The organism is Haemophilus parainfluenzae (genome assembly GCF_014931415.1).
GTDB lineage: Bacteria > Pseudomonadota > Gammaproteobacteria > Enterobacterales > Pasteurellaceae > Haemophilus_D > Haemophilus_D parainfluenzae_AF.
Map to the genome: position 1 here is coordinate 137293 of NZ_CP063121.1, position 21510 is coordinate 158802.

Consider the following 21510-nt stretch of genomic DNA (forward strand, 5'->3'; position numbering starts at 1 on the left):
TATGAGATAAATTAGGCTAATTCATCTTGATCATGTTGCGTCGCTTTTAAACGTTCAAAGTAATCTTTGGTTTCTGAAATAATCTCTTTACGTAAACCAATTAATGCAACTAAGTTTGGAAAGGCCATTAAACCATTCACGATATCCGCTAAGATCCAAATTAAATCTAAAGTCAGGAATGAGCCTGCCCCAACCAGAACAATAAACACGAAGCGATACAATTTAATACCACGGATACCGACTAAGTAAAGGAAACAACGTTCACCGTAGTAGCACCACCCTAAAATAGTGGTGAAAGCAAAGAATAATAATCCTACTGTTACAATCGTTGCACCAAATGATGTACCTAATCCCTGTGCAAAAGCATAGTTAGTCACACTTGCACCTGAAAGCTCAGGATTACTCCATGCTCCTGTAATCACAAGCACTAAGCCTGTCATCGTACATACGATGATAGTATCTAAAAATGTCCCCGTCATCGAAATTAAACCTTGGCGAACGGGCTCTTTCGTTTGCGCTGCTGCGGCTGCGATCGGCGCACTCCCTAAACCTGATTCATTTGAGAAAATACCGCGCGCAACCCCCGATTGAATTGCTTTCATTACTGTAAAGCCAACTGCGCCACCTAAAGCTGCTTGTGGATCAAACGCACTGTGAATAATTAATGAAATTGCAGCAGGTAATTTATCGTAATTAACGATTAAGATGATAATTGAGGTCATCACATAACCCAGCGCCATAAAAGGCACAATGACTGCAGAGGCTCTCGCAATACGTCTTACTCCACCAAGAATAATCATCGCGACCAATATCGTCACCACTGTTGCAGTAATCACAACAGGCACGTTAAAGGTGTCTTGCATCGCATGCGTAATCGCATTCACTTGAGGGAAAGTACCGATACCGAAAAAGGCCACCAACACCCCAAATAACGCAAATAATTTCGCTAACCATTTGATACCAAGACCACGTTCGATGTAATACATTGGTCCACCAGCCATAAAACCGTATTTATCGCGCACACGATATTTCACTGCAAGCAAACATTCGGCATATTTGGTTGCCATGCCTAATAATGCAACTAGCCACATCCAAAAAATCGCGCCAGGTCCACCCGCTTGTACTGCGGTCGCTACACCCACGATATTCCCTGTACCAATGGTTGCCGCTAATGCGGTACAAAGTGCAGCAAAAGAAGACACGTCCCCTTTGCCTTTATTTGCACCACGAGCAAATAAATATCCCAAGGCACGAGGCAAATAACGAATTTGCAAAAAGCCTAAACGAAGGGTGAGATAAAGTCCGGTTCCGGACAATAGAATAAGTAGGGGCGGTCCCCATACAAAGTTGCTGATAGCAGATAAGGTTGTCTGTAATGACATTGATGATTCCTCGTCGTTTAAAATACAAATAAACTCGACAAGGAGACAAGAAGAATCCCGATAGAAATATTTTTGATAATACCGATTGTCTTTTGCCCCTGTCCTTTTGCCTGAGCGTTTGGAAAACAATCGAAAAATCGACCGCTCTTTTGCGCCTTCGGCGTCCATTTACATCGATAAAATGCAATGGATCTCTCCAAGGGTTCGTCCAGTAACAGTCCCTGCAATCTTGCGATTGCGCCTGAAAGATTTTACCTCGTCGGCGTAGGGGCAATTCCCTACTCTCCAGCTACCTTCTTCCGAACTCACTTTTTACGTTTTATTTTTTATCGCAAAAAGTGTCGCGAATTTTAGCAAACTTGAAAGGCTAACTCAATGGATTGACGAAAAAAGGCTTAGATAACAAGGTGAAAGCAGATAAAAACAAAGTGCGGTCAAAAATTTTCTTATTTTTTGACCGCACTTTTTTCAAATCAAAAAATAAAGGCAGGTCATTGCCTGCCTTTATCTATTTTAATAATTATAAAATCTCTTTTGCTTTTGCTACCACGTTATCCACGGTGAAACCAAAGAGTTTGAATAATTGATCCGCTGGTGCTGATTCGCCGAAGCTATTCATACCTACCACGCGGCCTTCGAAGCCGACGTATTTATACCAGAAGTCTGCAATACCTGCTTCGATTGCAACACGTTTGGTTACGGCTGCAGGTAACACACTTTCACGGTACGCTGCATCTTGTTTGTCGAAACGGTTAGTGCTTGGCATAGAGACGACACGTACTTTTTTACCTTCAGCAGTCAATACATCTGCTGCTTTCACCGCTAATTCCACTTCAGAACCTGTCGCAATGAAGATTAACTCTGGTGTACCCTCACAGTCTTTTAACACATAAGCACCACGTTTAACTGCCTCTAATTGTGCAGAAGTGCGGTCCATTTGTGCTAAGTTTTGACGGGTAAAGATCAACGCACTTGGGCCATCTTGACGCTCAACCGCTTGTTGCCATGCGATGGCTGATTCCACTTGGTCACATGGACGCCATGTTTCAAGATTTGGAATTAAGCGTAATGATGTAGTTTGCTCAACCGGTTGGTGAGTTGGACCATCTTCGCCTAAACCGATCGAGTCATGAGTATAAACGAATAAAGTGCGTTGTTTCATTAATGCTGCCATACGCACTGCATTGTGTGCATATTCGTAGAACATTAAGAAGGTTGCGCCGTAAGGAATGAACCCGCCGTGTAAAGCAATACCATTCATGATCGCGGACATGCCAAACTCACGCACACCATAGTTGATATAGTTACCACCTACGTTTTCGTGTGCACGAATTGGTTTAGAACCGCTCCATAAGGTTAAGTTAGAGCTTGCTAAGTCTGCAGAGCCACCTAAGAATTCAGGTAATACATGTGCATAAGCTTCGATTGCATTTTGTGATGCTTTACGGCTTGCAATGCTTGCAGGGTTAGCTTGTAATTTTTCAATGAACGCTTTAGATTCTGCCGCCCAATTTGCTGGTAATTCACCGTTTACACGACGTGTAAATTCTGCTGCAAGTTCAGGGTATGCTTTCGCATAAGCGGCAAATTTTTCTTCCCAAGATTTTTCTGCTGCAGCGCCTTTTTCTTTCGCAGACCATTCAGCATAGTACTCAGCTGGAATTTCAAATGGATCATATTCCCAGCCTAGTGCTTTACGAGTTAATGCAATTTCTTCATCACCTAATGGTGCACCGTGACAATCATGAGAACCTGATTTATTTGGTGAACCGAAGCCGATGATGGTTTTACAAATAATTAACGTTGGTTTTTCTTTTTCTGCTTGAGCAAGAATGGTTGCAGCACGAATTTGTTCTGCATCGTGACCATCTACATTACGGATTACTTGCCAGCCATAAGCTTCAAAACGTTCTGCCGTATCATCGCTGAACCAACCATCAACATGACCATCAATCGAAATATTGTTGTCATCGTAGAATGCGATTAATTTACCTAGGCCTAATGTTCCTGCTAAAGAGCAAGCTTCGTGAGAAATCCCTTCCATTAAACAGCCATCGCCTAAGAACACATAAGTGTGGTGATCAACAATTTCATGGCCTTCACGGTTAAATTGACCTGCTAATGTTTTCTCAGCAATCGCCATCCCTACTGCATTAGTGATACCTTGGCCTAACGGACCAGTTGTGGTTTCAACACCTGGTGCATAACCATATTCTGGGTGTCCTGGGGTTTTAGAATGTAATTGACGGAATTGTTTTAAATCTTCGATAGAAAGATCATAGCCTGTTAAATGTAATAAGCTATAGATCAACATTGAACCGTGGCCATTAGAAAGTACAAAACGGTCGCGATCGGCCCATTTAGGATTGTTTGGGTTATGTTTTAAGAAATCGCGCCATAATACTTCAGCGATATCCGCCATTCCCATCGGTGCACCTGGGTGGCCTGATTTCGCTTTTTGTACTGCATCCATTGATAGCGCACGAATTGCGTTGGCGAGTTGTCTACGAGTTGCCATGTTTTTCTCCTATCTAAATAATTCTCAGTATTCTACCCTATTTACTGATTGGCTTAACCAATATTTGCAATTTTATTTAACTTGATCAAATTCTTCGACGACGTTGATGGAAACGTTGGCTACTCGATTTACCTTGTAAATTGACTACCGTTTTAGTTTCCACTGGTTTTCGATATGTTCGACGATAATGACTTAAAAAATAATGAATGGAACTGGCGAATAAAGCGCCTAATAAAAAGACCACGACAATTTCACCATATAAGCGGTGAAAAACTTGATTGATTTTGCTCTGCGTCGTTTGAGCATATTGGGCGTCAAAGGTCACGCGCAAAAAGCCACGAACCGCATTATTGGAAGCCGAGTAAATCGGTTCAACAATTTGTTGTGTTGAAAACTCACCTTCATTTTTATGCTCAAGGCCAAGTTGCTCACGAAGATTACCGGTATTGGTACTTTGTGCCAATTCTTTGCCGTTATAATCATAAATGGTCGCATCGAGCACAAAGTCTTCTTTGACTAAATTATCTAAATTTTCGACGAGCTGATCGGATTTCGCATTATTGGTTAATAAAACTGAAAATAAATTGGCCTGCTGACGAACCAAAGTATGCGATAAATTCGCTACTTGATTCACACTTGAAAGCTGTGAACCAATCTTAAATTGTTTCACGCCAAACAAAATCACCGCCATGGCCGCAATACAAAGCAGCACGATGAGCCCAAACATCAGTGATTTTTGAAGTTTTTCTTTAATTAATTGCACGTTGTTTTTCCATTTTTTCGCCAAGATCGGCTAGAATAGATGAGTATTCACAATTTACAGGATTTTCTATGCAAATTCAAAACCTTGCAAGCATTACCCAAAAATATCCCCAATTTCCTACCGCACTTTCGTCTGATTTGCCTCATTCCGATGAAACACATGCGTTTATTTTATACGGCACAACGCTGAATTTAGCGAAATTACTCCAATTTCAACAAAAGTGCGGTCAATCTTTCCAGTGTTTTGATGCATGGAACGTTGAAAAAAATACCGTTGTCCTTTTAAAAGGCAAATGGCTAGCCGATTTTAATGCCCATGCCCACGACCTGCAATTAGACATCGCTAAACTGGATTTTGATGCAAAATTATCAGAAAAAGGTTTATTGGTGATGGATATGGATTCTACGGCAATTCAAATTGAATGCATTGATGAAATCGCCAAACTGGCTGGTACAGGTGAGTTAGTTTCAGCCATTACTGAAAGCGCAATGCGTGGCGAGCTCGATTTTGAACAAAGTTTGCGTCGCCGTGTGGGAACACTTAAAGGCGCACCAGAAAGTATTTTGCAACAAGTACGTGAAAAATTACCGTTAATGCCGGGCTTAATTGAAACCATTAAGACATTACAACAACATGGTTGGAAAACTGCCATCGCTTCCGGTGGCTTTACCTATTTCGCCGATTATTTAAAAAGTTTATTAAACCTCGATTTTGCGGCATCTAATCAATTTGAAATTATTGATGGCACGCTGACTGGCAATGTAAAAGGTAGCGTGGTCGATGCACAATACAAAGCGAATACCTTGCAAAAACTCTCTGAAGAATACAACATTCCACGCAAAAATACCCTCGCCATTGGTGATGGCGCTAATGATTTGGCTATGATGAATGTCGCAGGATTAGGCGTAGCATTTCATGCCAAACCGAAGGTGCAACAACAAGCACAAATTGTGGTAAACTTTGCTGACTTAACCGCACTTTTATGTCTTTTAAGTGCAAATGATCGAATTTAATTCATTTTGGGAGAAAACTTATGCCATCTTTTGACATCGTATCAGAAATTACTATGCACGAAGTGCGTAATGCGGTTGAAAATGCAAACCGCGTATTAAGTACACGTTATGATTTCCGTGGCGTGGAAGCCGTCATTGAATTAAATGAAAAAAGCGAAATGGTGAAAGTGACCACCGAATCTGATTTCCAATTAGAACAATTAATTGAAATCTTGATTGGTGCGTTTGTAAAACGTGGCATTGAGCATAGCTCATTGGATATTCCAACAGAAAGTGAACATCACGGTAAACTTTACACCAAAGAAATCAAATTAAAGCAAGGGATTGAACCTGATATGGCGAAGAAAATCACTAAATTAGTGAAAGATTCAAAAATCAAAGTTCAAACTCAAATTCAAGGTGAACAAGTACGCGTAACCGGTAAATCCCGTGATGATTTACAAGCCGTTATTCAACTAGTGAAAGGTGCTGAATTAGGTCAACCATTCCAATTTAATAACTTTAGAGATTAATTTAATGAAAAAATATCTGTGGGTATTTTTGGCTACCGTTCCACTATGTTCGCTCGCAAATGAGAATGCCATGAATCTCGGTGATAGCATCATTGATGTTGTAAAATGTGAAAGCACCAAAGGGGAAAAACTTTGGGTCGCGCTAAATAATCTTAAAACATTCACTTACATGAAAAACGATGTGAATGTGGCTGATCAAACGATAGATAATGCTTACTTACAAGCTTATGCCACAGAAGCGACTCTTTTTCTTCCACCAACAGAAAATAATCAGTTGTGGACGATAATAAAAGAAAGAGCAGTAGATAAGACGAGCATCAGTCAAGTTACTATCGATTTGCGTAATAAGAAAGGTAAGCTAATTTCTCATGCTGCTTGCAAACGAAATGACGAGACTTTTTCATTATTAATGGGATCGAGTTTCGATATAAAAGAGCCTACCGATAAAATCCTTGAATTAATGGATCCACTTCCACAATAAAACTAAAGAGCGGTCAAAAAGCACAATATTTTTTGACCGCTCTTTTTATTTACGTTAATTAAGCTAATCTCGCTTTTGCTTCTGCAATCGCTTCTGCCACTCGAAGTGGTGAAACCCCACCTTTCGCACAACGTTTATCTAAACAAGATTGTAGTGAAAGAATGTCATATACATCATCCCCTACCACATCACTGAATTGACGGAATTCAGGAATGGTTAAGTCTTCCAAGGCTTTGCCTTTTTCAATGGCATAAACCACGGTTTCACCGACAATATGGTGAGAATCACGGAATGGTACACCTTTTGCTACAAGATAATCTGCTAGCTCTGTTGCATTTGAGTAACCTTTTAAAGCAGCTTCACGAGTACGATCGGTATTCACTTTTAATTCATCTAGTACAAAAGTCGCCATATCTACGCAATCTTGCCAGGTATCTAACGCATCAAAGATCCCTTCTTTGTCTTCTTGCATATCTTTGTTATACGCTAACGGTAAACCTTTTAAGGTCATCAACATACCGGTTAATGCGCCCATTACACGGCCCGCTTTACCACGAATCAATTCACAAGCATCTGGATTTTTCTTTTGTGGCATTAAAGAGGAACCTGAAGTTACACGATCTGACAATTCGACAAAATTCGCTTCACCACTGTTAAAAATGATCATATCTTCTGCGAAACGAGAAAGGTGCGCCATACTTAAAGACGCCGTTGAAAGTAATTCCACAATATGGTCACGATCAGAGACGCTATCCAAGCTATTACGCGTCGCAAAAGCAAAACCTAAATCTGATGCTAATTGTTCACGATCAACTGCATAGGCTGTTCCTGCAAGTGCACCACTGCCTAATGGACAGCTATTCATGCGTTTATAAGCATCAGCGAGACGTGAATAATCACGCTCAAACATTTCCACATAAGCCATACACCAATGGGCAAAAGTAATTGGTTGAGCACGTTGTAAATGAGTATACCCCGGCATCACCGCATCTTGCGTCTTTTCCGCTGTTTGCACCAAATGACGTTGAAGATTACGAATAGATGCTTGCAACTCCGTTACACGTTGTTTGCACCACATTTTGATATCGAGTGCAACTTGGTCATTACGGCTACGACCCGTGTGTAATTTTTTACCTAAATTACCCACTTTATCGATAAGCTTACTTTCTACCCAGCTATGAATATCTTCTGCATCATCTTGTAAAATCGCTTGTGGATTTGACCGCACTTCGATTAATAATTCATTTAAGGCAACTTCTAGCTGTTGTTGCTCTTCAGCACTTAATACACCAACATTGACTAAAGCTTTAGACCAGCCAATGGAGCCTTCGATATCTTGCTCTGCCAAGCGATAATCAAAACGCAGGCTATCATTAAAATCTTTAAAACGTTTATCTGCCGCTTGTGTAAAACGACCACCCCAGAGAGCCATAGGTTATCCTTCTCTTAATACCAAAATTGATTAATTATTCAATTATTACGCATAATTAATCAATATGCAATAATAATCTCTTCATAGTTTGCTATTTTACCCTGTTTTTTCTAACAAAAACTAGACAGTATTAAATTTTAGTGGTAATTTACGCACCATTCTTAAGGGCATTGCCCACCATTCAAACATTTCAGTATTATCAACTCTTATTCGTTCCAACATTATTAATTATGCATCTTACAGAACTTAAAAATACGCCTGTTTCTGATCTTGTGAAACTTGGTGAAGAACAAATGGGTTTGGAAAATCTTGCCCGTTTACGTAAACAAGATATTGTTTTTGCTATTTTGAAACAACACGCCAAGAGCGGTGAAGATATTTTTGGCGGCGGCGTGTTGGAGATTTTACCCGATGGTTTCGGTTTCTTACGCTCCGCAGACAGTTCCTACCTTGCTGGTCCTGATGACATCTACGTTTCTCCAAGTCAAATTCGTCGCTTCAATCTTCAAACTGGTGATAAAATCGAAGGTAAAATCCGTCCACCAAAAGAAGGCGAACGCTATTTTGCACTTTTAAAAGTCGACCAAGTCAACGATGACAAACCTGAAGTCTCTCGCAGCAAAATTCTTTTCGAAAACTTAACCCCATTACACGCAAATTCTCGTTTAAGAATGGAACGTGGTAATGGTTCAACCGAAGACTTAACTGCGCGTATTTTGGATTTAGCCTCTCCGATTGGTAAAGGTCAGCGTGGTCTTATCGTGGCTCCACCAAAAGCTGGTAAAACCATGTTGCTACAAAATATTGCACAAAGCATCACGCACAACTACCCAGAATGTGAACTTATTGTACTTTTAATCGATGAGCGTCCAGAAGAAGTAACGGAAATGCAACGTTCAGTAAAAGGTGAAGTGATTGCTTCAACCTTTGATGAACCAGCTGCTCGTCACGTTCAAGTGGCTGAAATGGTTATAGAGAAAGCAAAACGTTCTGTTGAGCATAAAAAAGACGTAGTGATTTTACTCGACTCTATTACACGTTTGGCACGTGCTTACAATACCGTTACACCAGCGTCTGGTAAAATTCTTTCTGGGGGTGTGGATGCAAATGCTTTACATCGACCAAAACGTTTCTTTGGTGCTGCACGTAACGTAGAAGAAGGCGGGAGTTTAACCATTATTGCAACCGCACTTGTAGATACCGGCTCAAAAATGGATGAGGTTATCTTTGAAGAATTTAAAGGTACCGGTAACATGGAATTACATCTTTCTCGTAAAATTGCAGAAAAACGTGTGTTCCCAGCGATTGACTTCAACCGTTCTGGTACGCGTAAAGAAGACTTACTTACCACACCAGATGAATTACAAAAAATGTGGATTCTTCGCAAAATCCTTAACCCAATGGGTGAAGTGGAAGCGATGGAATTCCTCATCGACAAACTTATGGTGGCGAAAACCAACGATGAGTTTTTTGAAATTATGAAGCGGTCTTAATTCTGACCGCACTTAAAAACAAAAAAGGCTTGGAAAACCAAGCCTTTTTTATTTTGCGAATTATTCGCCCAAACGCTCTTTAATACGAGCTGATTTACCTGAACGTTCACGTAAGTAGTAAAGTTTAGCTTTACGTACTGCACCTTTACGTTTAACAGCGATAGAATCTACTGCTGGAGAGTGAGTTTGGAATACACGCTCAACACCTACGCCGTTAGAAATTTTACGTAAAGTGAATGCTGAGTGCAAGCCACGGTTACGAATTGCAATAACCACGCCTTCGAATGCTTGCAAACGACGTTTGCTACCTTCAACTACCCATACTTTAACTTCTAAAGTATCACCTGGGCGGAAGCTAGGTACGTTTTGTTTTAATTGTTCTTGTTCAAGTTGTTTGATAATGTTAGACATTGTTTGATCCTTTATTGATCCTAGATGTAACTGAAACTAACTGTTATGTTCGGCTTTCGCCTCTTTTAACAGCTTACGTTGTTCGTCAGTCAGAGCTAGGCCTTCTAAGAGCTCAGGGCGTCGGAGCCACGTTCTTTGTAGCGATTGTTTTAATCGCCATTTCCGAATTTCTTCGTGATGTCCCGACATCAGCACGGGTGGTACAGTTAATCCTTCTAACACTTCCGGTCTGGTGTAATGAGGACAATCTAATAAACCATCTGCGAAAGAATCTTCTTCTGCAGAGGCTTGCTTGCCTAATACACCGGGAATAAAACGCGCAACAGCATCAATTAATGTCATTGCCGGCAATTCTCCACCGGTCAGAACATAATCCCCGATTGACCATTCTTCATCGATTTCAGTTTGAATCAATCGCTCATCAATACCTTCGTAACGTCCACATACCAAAATCAATTTCTGATTTTGAGCAAGCTCCGTTACGCCGCCTTGATCGAGTTTACGTCCTTGTGGCGAAAGGTAAATCACCTTTGCGCCTTCTCCTGCAGCAACTTTCGCAGCATGAATCGCATCCCGTAAAGGTTGCACCATCATCAGCATTCCAGGACCACCACCATAAGGACGGTCATCCACAGTTTTATGCTTATCGAATGTAAAATCTCTTGGATTCCAACATTCCACTTGCAGAAGATTGTGTTTTACGGCTCTACCTGTAACCCCAAATTCCGTAATCGCTTTAAACATTTCAGGGAATAATGAAATCACCCCTATCCACATAAAAAGCCTACTACATTACGTTTGTGCATACTTGAGATTAGAAACCAGCGTCCCAATCCACTTCAATTGTTTTCGTGGTGAGATCGACTCTTTTAACTACTTGTTCATACAAAAACGGAATTAACCGCTCTTGTTTTCCAAAAGCATCTTTGGCATTGGCTTTAACTACTAACACATCATTAGAACCGGTTTCCATCATCTCTGTTACCGTTCCCATTGTATAACCTTCTAGGTTGACGACTGAACAACCGATTAAATCGTGCCAGTAATAATCGCCCTCTTCCAGTTCAGGGAAAACAGATAAATCCACACCAATTTCAACATTCGCTAAAGTTTGTGCAGCTTCCCGATCATCAACGCCTTTTAATTTAACGATGATTTCGTGATTATGATGACGCCAGTTTTCTAATTCAGTTGGCTGCCATTCACCTTTGATTTTTAAAAACCAAGGTTGATAATCAAAAATGCTTTCAGCTTGTTCTGTTGATGAATAAATACGTAACCACCCACGGATACCGTAGGTTGAGCCTAATTTGCCCACAACTTCAATGCGTTGTTGTTCCATATTTTTCACCTATCTTAGTTTAAGAACTAAATCAAAAAGCGAGATTATGCTTTTTGAGCTTCTTTTACCAACGTTGCAACACGATCTGAAAGTGATGCACCTTGAGCAACCCAGTGGTTTACACGCTCAAGATCAACACGAAGACGCTCTGCGTTACCTTGTGCGATTGGGTTGAAGAAACCTACACGCTCAATGAAACGACCGTCACGTGGTGAACGACTGTCAGCTACTACAATTTGATAAAATGGGCGTTTTTTAGCTCCGCCACGAGATAAACGAATGGTTACCATAACCTTCCTCTAAATGTTTAATTACTAAAAGAATATTCTCAAACTCGAAAGTGATTTAAGAATATAGCTTACTTTTTTCTCTGTATATATAGACAAAAAGCCTGAAGATTTTACACTTTTTGAGCAAAAAAGCAAGCCAATAGCCTATTTCTACTTGAGAAATTCACCATAAAAAATGACCGCACTTCATCACAAAGTGCGGTCAAGTTTTCACTCATTTATTGGATTAATAAACCCCTTGTGCCAACATTGCATCGGCTACTTTTACAAAGCCAGCTACGTTTGCGCCCACTACATAGTTAATGTTTGCTTGGCCTTCTGCTGAACCGTATTTTTTACAGTTTGCATGAATATCTAACATGATGCGATGAAGCTGTCTATCCACCTCTTCAGCTGTCCAGTATAAACGTTGTGAACTTTGCGCCATTTCTAAGCCGGATGTCGCAACACCACCAGCATTAGCCGCTTTACCTGGGCCAAATAATACACCAGCTTCTAAGAATGCTTCTGTCGCTTCGATAGTGGTTGGCATGTTTGCCCCCTCAGCGACTAATTTCACACCATTTGCAATTAAGGCTTTTGCATCAGAGATCTCTAATTCATTTTGGGTTGCGCAAGGAAGTGCAATATCTGCTTTCACTTCCCAAGGGCGTTTACCTGCAAAATATTGAAGACCAAATTGTTTTGCAAACTCTTCTACTCGACCACGTTTTACATTTTTAAGCTCTAATAACGCTTCTAATTTTTCACGATCGAATCCTTCTGGTAAATACACGTAACCTGCAGAGTCAGAACAGGTTACAACTTTCGCACCTAGCGCCATCGCTTTTTCAATGGCATATTGCGCCACGTTACCCGAACCGGACACTAAAACCGTTTTACCTTGGAAACTATCCCCTTTCTCTGCAAGCATTGCTTGGGCAAAATAAACCAATCCATACCCCGTTGCTTCTGGGCGAATTAAGCTTCCACCAAATGAAAGACCACGACCAGTAAAGACACAAGCAGCTTGGTTTGATAATTTTTTCATATAGCCTGCAAGATAACCGACTTCGCGACCACCTACACCAATATCACCGGCGGGCACATCGGTATCTGGGCCAACATGACGATACAATTCAGCCATTAATGCTTGGCAGAAACGCATCACTTCAGCATCTGATTTGCCTTTAGGATCAAAGTCTGAGCCGCCTTTCGCACCGCCCATTGGCAATGTGGTTAAGGCATTTTTAAAGATCTGTTCAAAACCTAAGAATTTTAAGATTGATAAGTTAACGGATGGATGGAAACGCATGCCACCTTTAAAAGGGCCAATTGCACTGTTGAATTGCACGCGGAAAGCACGGTTTACTTGAACTTGGCCTTTATCATCAGTCCATGCCACACGGAATTGGATTGCGCGCTCTGGCTCAACTAAACGCTCTAATAAAGCTTCTGAACGGTATTTAGGGTTTGCTTCCAAGAAAGGCCAGATTGACGTGAAGACTTCACGAACGGCTTGTAAAAATTCAGGTTGGTGGCCGTCACGTTGAGCCACTTTTTCAAGAAATGCGTCTAATGATGCTACTGCTGACATAGGATTTTCCTTCTAGTAGTGAGTTAATATGATGTGTGTAACGTTATTTTATTTATCACCGTCTTGTTGCGGCGTGTCATCAATATAACAATAGAAAAATCAACTAGGCAATAGTTTTTTTATAGAAAAAATGAAGAAAAAATAAAAAACGAGAAAACATTTAATATTTTCTCGTTTTTATTAGACGGTATCTAAAATTAGCACCTGGATTAGCACTTCAAGTTAAAAAGTGCTTATTTATTTTTACCTTCTAAGTAAAGCCATTCAGCGACTTGCTTCGCAAAATACGTCAAAATACCGTCTGCACCCGCACGTTTAAAGCAAAGCAATGATTCCATAATGCATTCTTTTTCTTTCAACCAACCATTTTGAATGGCTGCCATATGCATCGCATATTCACCAGAAACTTGATAAGCAAAGGTTGGCACGCCGAAATAGTCTTTCACACGATATACCATGTCTAAATATGGCATACCTGGTTTTACCATCACCATATCTGCCCCTTCTTGTAAATCAAGAGCCACTTCTTGCAAGCCTTCATTACCGTTGGCTGGATCAAGTTGATAGGTTTTCTTGTCACCACCTTTCAGGTTACCGGCAGAACCGACTGCATCACGGAATGGACCATAATAATTAGACGCATATTTTGCAGAATACGCCATAATTTGCGTATTGATATGACCATCTTCTTCCAATGCCTGACGAATACGACCAATACGTCCATCCATCATATCACTCGGTGCAACAATATCAGCACCCGCTTCAGCGTGTGAAACAGCCTGTTTAATCAGGATATCTGTTGTAATATCGTTTAATACATAGCCTTCTTCATCAATGATCCCGTCTTGCCCGTGTAGTGTATAAGGATCGAGTGCGACATCGGTTAATACACCTAATTCTGGATAAGCGGCTTTCAATGCTCTCACTGCACGCTGTACCAAACCATTCGGATTAAACGCTTCATCTGCCATTAACGATTTTTTATCTTGCTCAACCACAGGGAATAATGAAATCACAGGCACACCGTATTTCACTAAAAGGCCTGCTTCAATTAATAATTGATCGATCGTTAAACGTTCAACTTTAGGCATAGAAGGGACAGGCTCACGATGATTTTCACCTTCAATGATAAATACCGGATAAATTAAATCATTCGCGGTTAACGTATTTTCTGCCACTAAACGACGACTAAAATCATGTTTACGTAAACGACGAAGACGACGGGTTGGGAAACCGCCTAAAATTTGTTGAGTCATAATAATATTCCTGTTTTTTATGATGTTAAAAGGGCGTATCACCTACGCCCATTTTCTTAATCTTTGTGATTTAAATCAGCCTGATTTTCTACCGCACTTTCTTCATCCGTTGTCTCTTCTTCATCCTCTTTCGGTTGATAGAAACGTGCAACTAACAAGCCTAACTCAAAGAGAAGGCACATTGGCACAGCTAGTAAAGTTTGTGAGAAAACATCGGGTGGCGTTAAGATCATGCCAACAAAGAACGCACCCACAATAATATAAGGACGTTTTGAAGCCAATGCTTTCGTCGTAGTTACACCAGTCCAACAAAGCAAAATAATAGCAACAGGTACTTCAAAACACACACCGAATGCCAAGAATAACGCTAAGGCAAAATCAAGGTAACTGCTAATATCTGTGGCGATAGCCACCCCTTCTGGTGCAGTTTGGGTAAAGAAACTAAACACAAAAGGGAAAACAATATAATAAGCAAATGCTACACCGCAATAGAATAAAACTGTACTGGAAAATAATAACGGATAAATTAAACGTTTTTCATGTTGATATAGTGCCGGTGCAACAAACGCCCAAATTTGATAAAGCAAATAAGGCACCGAAATAAACACCGAGACAATCGCGGTTAATTTAATTGGCGTAAAGAAAGGTGTTTGGATATTGGTTGCAATCATCGTTGCACCTTTTGGCATCACAGCTGTTAAAGGTGCGGCAACAAAATGATAAATATCATTAGAAAAATAAACCAACGCCACAAAAACCACTAAAATACAAATTACACAACGTAATAAACGGTTTCTGAGTTCAACAAGATGGGTAATTAACGGTTGGGAATCGTCCGTCGTATTGCTCATAATTATTCTCTAGGACTTAGCTTCAGATTTAGGTGCAGGTTGCAGTTCCACATCATCCGGCGAATAGTAATCAGATAAACGCTCGGTTAATTCAGCTTGTTCATGGGCTTCAAGTGCGGTTAAATCTACTTCTGTTTTTTCAGGTTCTGAAACTTCAGCAAGTTCATTCTCTACATGCTCTATCGATGCTGTTTCAGCCGGTTTTTCTGTAGTTTCTTGTGAATTCACCACGAGTTTTTCAGCAGAATCAGCCGAATTTTCAGCCGCACTTTTAATTTCTTTAATTTGCTCTTCTACCGTTGTGCCCGCTGCAGCCGCTTTTTCTTCTAGCTCTGCACGCATTTTTTGAGCCTGCTCTTTCAGCTCTTCAACGGTTTTACTTAAGTCTGGGGAAAGCTGTTTCAGATTAAGTTGTTCCGCTTTCTTAATGCTATCTTGCAATTCTTGCAATTTAAGCTCTTGTTTTAATTCATTTTGAACATTAGCTGCCAACCCGCGGATCGTTTTCACCCAGCCCATTACCGTGCGAATAGCCACAGGTAAACGCTTAGGGCCTAGTACGACTAAGCCCACAAGCATCAATAAAACAAGTTCGGAAAAACCAATATCAAACACGGTTATGCCTGTTCTTTATCTTTTACAGTTTCAGTTTTTTCAGCGGTGCTTGTACCGTCTTTAATTTGAGTAAATTCCGCATCTTTTTTCGGCTCGTCATCAGACATCGCTTTTTTAAAGCCTTTTACTGCTGCGCCAAGATCAGATCCCGCATTGCGTAATTTTTTTGTACCGAATACTAATAAAATCACGACTAATAAAATAATCATTTGTGCTGGGGATAAACCAAACATAGAAAAACTCCGTTAGAATTAAATTGAAAATTTGGGCTTGAATATACTCTTTTTATGCATTTGTCTCAAGAGGTAATTTTAAAAGTGCGGTCAAAAAATAATGTTATTTTCAACCGCACTTTATTCTTATTATTCAGCCAGTTCTGTTTGCTCATGAGACAGGAATTATGAAATAACAAAATCCAGCTCTCTCATGTATCGCTCATAACATTGCAAGATGTCCACGATCAAATCCTCTTCCTTCGTGATATTCAAAGGATAACCTTCCAATTGAATATTGGTTGAAACCATTAATGCATGATGAACTTGTGCTGTTTCAGATACAGGCTTCTCAAACAAGGTAATTTGGTAAAAAAAATCTTCTGCTAATCCATTTTCAATAGAAAGGACCAGTTGATTATTATCGACGTCAAAACGTTGCTGTAATGTCACATTTAGACCATAGGTACCAATGAGTAACTGCCGTAACTCTCTCATTGCTAAAAGTGCCGTTGTTTTTAAATGGGAAATAGCGTCATCTCGCTTAGGTTCAATCACTAACTGTCTTAAACGGCTACGCCAGTTTGCACCTGTCCACAAATCTGAAACCTCTGTGGAATAATATTGACGTTCAAATCGTAAACCTTTTAACAAACTCCATGCCATCACTGACATCAACAGAGCAAAAGGTAAAGAGAAAAACAACATCGTTGATTGTAGTATTTCAATACCGCCAAAAAGATAAAGAACAAATGTAACAGCTGACAATAAACCACCCCAAAACATAGATTGCCAACGAGGTGAAACCTGGCTTTTGTCTTCAATTGCGATATTATTAAGCGTATAAATACCAAAGTTAATGGTTACAATAAAAAAGAGTGTGATAATAAATAAAGCTAACGTTTTAGTTAAACCGGAATAGGGTAAATAACTCAAAAAATCAAAAAGAAGTGATCCCACATCATTTACAGCTCGACCTAATGCCCCCTTAGCAAGATGCTCATTCACCCAAATTGCTCCATTACCAAATACCGTGAACCACAAAACGAAGAATAAACTTGGCACCATCAATACGCCGAAAATAAACTCCCGCAAAGTTCGTCCGCGAGAAATCCGTGCGATAAAAATCCCAAAGCCTGGCGCCCATGAAAACCACCATGCCCAGTAAAAAACCGTCCAATCCATAAACCAATCTAGATGTTCTACATCATAGGCATAAGCCTTGAAGCCGACTCTAATTAAACCGCTTAAATAGGTACCAATATTTTCCGTAAAAGCAGAAATTAAATATATTGTCGGACCGAATAGCAAAACCAATAGCATAAAGAGAAAGGTAATGCCTAGATTAAGCTCACTAAGAATTCGGAACCCGTTGGCGATACCCTGCAGTGAAATTAAGATAGCAATGATAAAAACACTCACTAAAATAAGGGGAACCAAATAGGGTGAGTTATCCAATAAATGCATTGAGTGGAATGCTGCAGCCAACCGAATCGCACTGTAACCTAAGGTTGCGACTACGCCAAATAAGGTGGTACAAATCCCGAGAATATCAATGACATCCCCTACTTTTCCATTAATCTTTTCTTTCAGTAAGGGATAAAAACAAGAGCGTAAAGAAAAGGGTAATTTATAGCGAAATCCGAAGTAAGCTATCGTAAGTGCAATTAATCCATAAATAGCCCAAGCACTGATACTCCAATGAAAAATACTAAAAAATAATGCTGTTCGAACTTTCTCATATTCACCTATTGGTGAAAGAAAATGTGAAAGCGGTTCAGCAACACCAAGAAAAACAATACCAATACCAATTCCAGAGGTAAAGAGTAATGCAATCCAAGAGCCTAATTTAAACTCTGGTTCTTCCTCATCACTCCCAAGTTTAATATCGCCGTATCGTCCTAACGCCAAGAAAAGTAAAAAGAACAGAAAAAATGCACTCAGTAAAATATAAAACCAGCTAAATTGAGAGAAAATAAAGGCTTTCGCCGCAGCAAGATAAGATATCGTTTGCTGCGTATCAAATAAAAGGGCTGCAATAATCGCTAAACTAAAACCTAAACTGCCCCAAATAACATTTGCTTTGAAAGTATTTTGTATCTTCATATTTGTTTTAAGATAAAAAGTGCGGTTAAAAACTTAGAGGATTTTCAACCGCACTTTAGTCTTATTATTCAGCCAATTCTGTTTGCTCGTGTGCCATCAATTCTTGACCAACATCGTCTAGCAAACTTAAATAACGTTCATAATGTTTCAACATATCAGCAATTAATTCATCTTGATCCATATATTGCACATCATAACCCACTCGACCATCAAAGAAATAAGTGTATGGCTCATAAGTCATACTATGCTGGATATGTGGCAAGTTATCGTCATTAATTAATTGCTCTGACACCTCACGACCGATAGATTTCACCCCGTACATAAAGTCTCTCATCAAATCTTTCTGAATGACTAACTCGACTGCAGGTTCATCTTGATCAAATAACGTGTTAATTTGCACACTCAATTCATATTTACCAATCAATTCTTGGCGTAGCTCACGCATTGCCGGCAATACCGTATGTTTAAGGAAACGTAAAATATCTTTTTCTTGCGTTTGGTTCATCATTTGTTCCAAACGTTCTTTCCATTTATCCCCCGTCCAGAAAATACTGGTTGGATTAACTTTGGTATCAAAATATTTTTTATCCGCATTCAAACCTTTCCATAAACTAAAACACATCAATAACATCAACATCGCGAAAGGTAATGCCACTAATAGCGTCATTGTCTGTAGATTAGCCAAGCCGCCTGATTGCATCAAAACAATGGCGACAGTTGACATTAATACGCCCCACATCACCGCTTGCCAACGTGGTGCAGCAAGACTTTTATCGCGTGATGCAATGTTATTTAATACATAAATGCCCGAATCCGCAGAAGTGATAAAAAATAAAGAAATCACCACCAAACTCACTAAACCCGTCACACCAGAAAGCGGTAAATAATCTAAGAACTTAAAGAGCAACGTTTCAGGCGAAGAAATCATTTGTCCTAACGCACCTGCAGCTTCACCATCATTCAACCAAATGGCTGTATTACCAAATACGGTAAACCACAAGATACCGAACATGCTAGGAATCACCAACACGCCGAAAATAAATTCGCGAATGGTACGCCCTTTCGAAATACGAGCAATAAATAAACCGACAAATGGCGCCCAAGAACACCACCATGCCCAATACAGAATTGTCCAACCGCTAAACCAACTAGTATGTTCTTGTTCATAAACATAGGTTTTGAAACTTAATTTTACTAAGTTGCTGAGATAAGTTCCGATATTGTCGCTAAAAGCGGATAATAAATAAAGTGTTGGCCCCGCCACTAAGACGAAAATCAACAAACAGAAAGCTAATGTTAAATTCAGCTCACTTAAGATTTTTACCCCTTTCCCTACACCGGAAATCGCGGAAAATATCGCTAAACTCATTACCACGGCAATTACGACAACTTGCAAGCTGAAGCTATTTTCGCTAATCCAGCCTAATTGATGTAAGCCTGCACCCAATTGTGATGCACCAAAACCTAATGTTGTGATAACACCAAATAAGGTGGCAAGTAACGCCATAATGTCGATAAGATCGCCTAACTTGCCATTAATACGCTCTTTCAATAACGGATAGAAACAAGAACGTAATGCCAAAGGTAATTTGTAACGGAATCCAAAGTAAGCCAATGCCAACGCAATCGTGCCATACACCGCCCAGGCATGAATTCCCCAGTGGAATAAGGTGTGTAACAAGGCTTCTTGTTGCTTATGCTCTGCGCTGCCTGTGGTAATATCAGATAAGTAATGCGTCAATGGCTCTGCGACACCAAAGAACATCAACCCTACCCCCATACCGGCAGCAAATAACATCGCCAACCAAGACAGAAAACCAAATTCAGGCTCTTCTTCATCATTGCCTAATTTGATATTACCTAGGCTACTGACTGATAAAATGACTAAAAAGCCCAAAAATACTGAGAATGCTAATACGTAAAACCAACTAAAGTTGGCAAAAATGCCCGATTTAGCAGCATTTAATAAAGTTTGTGTTTGTTCAGGTGCGATTAAAATCATCGCGACAAGCAACACCACAAAAAATAACGTTGCACCAATCACTAAAGGATTGAACGACGTTTGCTTTTCCATAAATTTAGATAAAGACAACGCTTCCCCCTTAAAAATTAAGTGAATAAAAATAAAATCAGATTAAATAAAATAAGGCTTTAAGCCCTAAATGGTGAGATGGAACCATCGCAAATGATAGCACGGAGAAGTGCGATTTTGAAGGAAACGCTCAGTAGGATTTGAGTGGATTGTTTCCAAATACGAAATATATATTATCAAAATATCAATATTTTTTCAAATTGCCTAAAATTGAAAAATTATGAAAGAAAAAGTGCGGTCAGAAAATCTCTAAATTTCTGACCGCACTTTAACTTAATAATACTCATATGAATGTTCAACAATAGTGCTGCTAGGTTCATTAGCCTCATCAAACTCTTCATCCTTCAACACGTTGCCATAGTTATCAACAGTCTTTTTCCAACGTTTTACAGAAGATTTTGAACCATCTCCAAATCCCAAAGGTGGGAATTCTTCAAATTGAATTTGATGTCCATTAGCATCAAAAGTCCTCACCTCTTTTCCACCATAACTGAATTCTGTCTGTTCAATTAGTTTTCCATCAGAGTATTTATTGGTATATTTTACAGGCTCAACAGCAAAAAGCTCATTCTTAAATTCTACAACATTGCCATGTTCATCATAATGGTAGCTATATTTGTTCATGCCATTTTCAAGTTTCTCGCACTCATTCTCACAAGAGTCATCTGTTTCTTTTTTAATGATTAATAATCCATTTTCATCATAAGTATTTTCAGATATAACTCGAGATTCGCTATCTTTAAATTTCTGTTTCTCTATAACCGTCAAAGTACCATCTGAATTAGTACGATAGCTATATTCGAGAACAGCGTCATCATCACTCCAAAAAATTTTAATCAATCGCCCTTGTTCGTCATACACAAAGTTTTTTGTTTGAGCAGAAGAATCTAATGTTTCTTCTTTGATTTTAAATCCCTTTGGATTAAAGTGAGTAATCTTATGTTCCAAAACAGAAGAATTACGTAGATCTGTTATTTTCATTTCCCATTTTTTTACTGGTCCTTTCAAATTTAATAAGGCTAAATCTGTTTTTAAGTGGGCAAAAAGTGTAGTGGAAAACAAAGTTAACAGACATCCCAATACGATGTGACGCATAAAAAGCTCCATTAGGTAAATAATTAAAAAGTGCGGTCAGAAAAATCGTTAAATTTCTGACCGCACTTTA

General features: G+C 39.6%; 20 protein-coding genes and 1 riboswitch. Of the genes, 4 read left to right on the top strand and 16 right to left on the bottom strand.

The genetic code is table 11. The features are described 5' to 3' along the window. Nucleotides 1-11: 11 nt before the first annotated feature. The 3 genes from INP93_RS00680 to INP93_RS00690 form a co-directional block, all read right to left on the bottom strand. On the bottom strand, nt 12-1382 hold the full coding sequence (locus tag INP93_RS00680; RefSeq protein ID WP_197544855.1) for an alanine/glycine:cation symporter family protein: 1371 nt from the start codon (nt 1380-1382) through the stop codon (nt 12-14). An 88-nt stretch (nt 1383-1470) separates the two neighbouring features. After that, nucleotides 1471-1592: riboswitch (glycine riboswitch) on the bottom strand. 310 nt (nt 1593-1902) lie between these two features. Beyond that, the gene (tkt, locus tag INP93_RS00685) at nt 1903-3900 is read right to left on the bottom strand and encodes a transketolase (protein ID WP_197544856.1); all 1998 of its coding nucleotides are present in this window, start codon (nt 3898-3900) and stop codon (nt 1903-1905) included. A gap of 85 nt (nt 3901-3985) precedes the next feature. After that, nucleotides 3986-4663 carry a YtjB family periplasmic protein gene (locus INP93_RS00690; RefSeq protein WP_148129973.1) on the bottom strand — a complete coding sequence of 226 codons (678 nt, stop codon included), beginning with the start codon at nt 4661-4663 and terminating at the stop codon, nt 3986-3988. A gap of 68 nt (nt 4664-4731) precedes the next feature. Between INP93_RS00690 and serB the strand changes: the two genes are divergently transcribed. From serB to INP93_RS00705, 3 genes are read left to right on the top strand one after another with little or no spacing between them, the layout of a single operon-like run. After that, nucleotides 4732-5676: a phosphoserine phosphatase gene (gene serB, locus INP93_RS00695; RefSeq protein WP_197544857.1), complete on the top strand. Its 945-nt coding sequence runs from the start codon at nt 4732-4734 to the stop codon at nt 5674-5676. A 20-nt stretch (nt 5677-5696) separates the two neighbouring features. Then, nucleotides 5697-6188 carry a YajQ family cyclic di-GMP-binding protein gene (locus tag INP93_RS00700; protein ID WP_197544858.1) on the top strand — a complete coding sequence of 164 codons (492 nt, stop codon included), beginning with the start codon at nt 5697-5699 and terminating at the stop codon, nt 6186-6188. A 4-nt stretch (nt 6189-6192) separates the two neighbouring features. Continuing rightward, entirely contained in the window at nt 6193-6669 is a 477-nt protein-coding gene (locus tag INP93_RS00705; RefSeq protein WP_232087404.1) for a hypothetical protein, read from the top strand. 58 nt (nt 6670-6727) lie between these two features. Here the strand turns inward: INP93_RS00705 and argH are convergent, their stop codons facing one another. After that, entirely contained in the window at nt 6728-8101 is a 1374-nt protein-coding gene (argH, locus tag INP93_RS00710; RefSeq protein WP_197543726.1) for an argininosuccinate lyase, read from the bottom strand. A 230-nt stretch (nt 8102-8331) separates the two neighbouring features. Here argH and rho point away from each other — a divergent pair, with 230 nt between their 5' ends. Next, nucleotides 8332-9594, top strand: coding sequence for a transcription termination factor Rho (rho, locus tag INP93_RS00715; protein ID WP_005695393.1), 1263 nt, complete (start codon nt 8332-8334; stop codon nt 9592-9594). Between the two features lie 60 nt (nt 9595-9654). Here the strand turns inward: rho and rplS are convergent, their stop codons facing one another. From rplS to INP93_RS00775, 12 genes are all read right to left on the bottom strand, one after another. Beyond that, complete coding sequence (rplS, locus tag INP93_RS00720; protein ID WP_005697898.1) at nt 9655-10005, bottom strand: 50S ribosomal protein L19; 351 nt, start codon at nt 10003-10005, stop codon at nt 9655-9657. Nucleotides 10006-10041: 36 nt separating this feature from the next. Next, nucleotides 10042-10782, bottom strand: a complete 741-nt coding sequence (trmD, locus tag INP93_RS00725; RefSeq protein WP_197543727.1) for a tRNA (guanosine(37)-N1)-methyltransferase TrmD — start codon at nt 10780-10782, stop codon at nt 10042-10044. 37 nt (nt 10783-10819) lie between these two features. Beyond that, the gene (rimM, locus tag INP93_RS00730) at nt 10820-11347 is read right to left on the bottom strand and encodes a ribosome maturation factor RimM (RefSeq protein WP_197543728.1); all 528 of its coding nucleotides are present in this window, start codon (nt 11345-11347) and stop codon (nt 10820-10822) included. Nucleotides 11348-11391: 44 nt separating this feature from the next. Next, nucleotides 11392-11637: a 30S ribosomal protein S16 gene (gene rpsP, locus INP93_RS00735; RefSeq protein ID WP_005697005.1), complete on the bottom strand. Its 246-nt coding sequence runs from the start codon at nt 11635-11637 to the stop codon at nt 11392-11394. A 226-nt stretch (nt 11638-11863) separates the two neighbouring features. Continuing rightward, a complete protein-coding gene (gene gdhA / locus INP93_RS00740; protein ID WP_049371531.1) occupies nt 11864-13213 on the bottom strand; it encodes an NADP-specific glutamate dehydrogenase in 1350 nt (449 codons plus the stop codon). Between the two features lie 233 nt (nt 13214-13446). Beyond that, on the bottom strand, nt 13447-14469 hold the full coding sequence (gene hemB / locus INP93_RS00745; protein ID WP_197544859.1) for a porphobilinogen synthase: 1023 nt from the start codon (nt 14467-14469) through the stop codon (nt 13447-13449). Nucleotides 14470-14525: 56 nt separating this feature from the next. Beyond that, entirely contained in the window at nt 14526-15320 is a 795-nt protein-coding gene (tatC, locus tag INP93_RS00750; RefSeq protein ID WP_197544860.1) for a twin-arginine translocase subunit TatC, read from the bottom strand. A gap of 9 nt (nt 15321-15329) precedes the next feature. After that, a complete protein-coding gene (tatB, locus tag INP93_RS00755; protein ID WP_197544861.1) occupies nt 15330-15935 on the bottom strand; it encodes a Sec-independent protein translocase protein TatB in 606 nt (201 codons plus the stop codon). A 2-nt stretch (nt 15936-15937) separates the two neighbouring features. Continuing rightward, a complete protein-coding gene (gene tatA / locus INP93_RS00760; RefSeq protein ID WP_197544862.1) occupies nt 15938-16168 on the bottom strand; it encodes a twin-arginine translocase TatA/TatE family subunit in 231 nt (76 codons plus the stop codon). 165 nt (nt 16169-16333) lie between these two features. Further along, complete coding sequence (locus tag INP93_RS00765) at nt 16334-18253, bottom strand: BCCT family transporter (protein ID WP_197544863.1); 1920 nt, start codon at nt 18251-18253, stop codon at nt 16334-16336. 64 nt (nt 18254-18317) lie between these two features. Next, on the bottom strand, nt 18318-20345 hold the full coding sequence (locus tag INP93_RS00770; protein WP_049364860.1) for a BCCT family transporter: 2028 nt from the start codon (nt 20343-20345) through the stop codon (nt 18318-18320). Between the two features lie 273 nt (nt 20346-20618). After that, nucleotides 20619-21440, bottom strand: a complete 822-nt coding sequence (locus tag INP93_RS00775) for a hypothetical protein (protein ID WP_197544864.1) — start codon at nt 21438-21440, stop codon at nt 20619-20621. Nucleotides 21441-21510: the final 70 nt, after the last annotated feature.

What these genes read in the sequence shown, in the direction of transcription:
- gdhA (WP_049371531.1), bottom strand. Translation starts at nt 13,213, where the DNA reads ATGTCAGCAGTAGCATCATTAGACGCATTTCTTGAAAAAGTGGCTCAA.
- INP93_RS00765 (WP_197544863.1), bottom strand. Translation starts at nt 18,253, where the DNA reads ATGAAGATACAAAATACTTTCAAAGCAAATGTTATTTGGGGCAGTTTA.
- INP93_RS00680 (WP_197544855.1), bottom strand. Translation starts at nt 1,382, where the DNA reads ATGTCATTACAGACAACCTTATCTGCTATCAGCAACTTTGTATGGGGA.
- rplS (WP_005697898.1), bottom strand. Translation starts at nt 10,005, where the DNA reads ATGTCTAACATTATCAAACAACTTGAACAAGAACAATTAAAACAAAAC.
- rpsP (WP_005697005.1), bottom strand. Translation starts at nt 11,637, where the DNA reads ATGGTAACCATTCGTTTATCTCGTGGCGGAGCTAAAAAACGCCCATTT.
- INP93_RS00705 (WP_232087404.1), top strand. Translation starts at nt 6,193, where the DNA reads ATGAAAAAATATCTGTGGGTATTTTTGGCTACCGTTCCACTATGTTCG.
- tatC (WP_197544860.1), bottom strand. Translation starts at nt 15,320, where the DNA reads ATGAGCAATACGACGGACGATTCCCAACCGTTAATTACCCATCTTGTT.
- INP93_RS00700 (WP_197544858.1), top strand. Translation starts at nt 5,697, where the DNA reads ATGCCATCTTTTGACATCGTATCAGAAATTACTATGCACGAAGTGCGT.
- argH (WP_197543726.1), bottom strand. Translation starts at nt 8,101, where the DNA reads ATGGCTCTCTGGGGTGGTCGTTTTACACAAGCGGCAGATAAACGTTTT.
- hemB (WP_197544859.1), bottom strand. Translation starts at nt 14,469, where the DNA reads ATGACTCAACAAATTTTAGGCGGTTTCCCAACCCGTCGTCTTCGTCGT.
- tatA (WP_197544862.1), bottom strand. Translation starts at nt 16,168, where the DNA reads ATGTTTGGTTTATCCCCAGCACAAATGATTATTTTATTAGTCGTGATT.
- INP93_RS00775 (WP_197544864.1), bottom strand. Translation starts at nt 21,440, where the DNA reads ATGCGTCACATCGTATTGGGATGTCTGTTAACTTTGTTTTCCACTACA.
- rho (WP_005695393.1), top strand. Translation starts at nt 8,332, where the DNA reads ATGCATCTTACAGAACTTAAAAATACGCCTGTTTCTGATCTTGTGAAA.
- serB (WP_197544857.1), top strand. Translation starts at nt 4,732, where the DNA reads ATGCAAATTCAAAACCTTGCAAGCATTACCCAAAAATATCCCCAATTT.
- tkt (WP_197544856.1), bottom strand. Translation starts at nt 3,900, where the DNA reads ATGGCAACTCGTAGACAACTCGCCAACGCAATTCGTGCGCTATCAATG.
- rimM (WP_197543728.1), bottom strand. Translation starts at nt 11,347, where the DNA reads ATGGAACAACAACGCATTGAAGTTGTGGGCAAATTAGGCTCAACCTAC.
- trmD (WP_197543727.1), bottom strand. Translation starts at nt 10,782, where the DNA reads ATGTGGATAGGGGTGATTTCATTATTCCCTGAAATGTTTAAAGCGATT.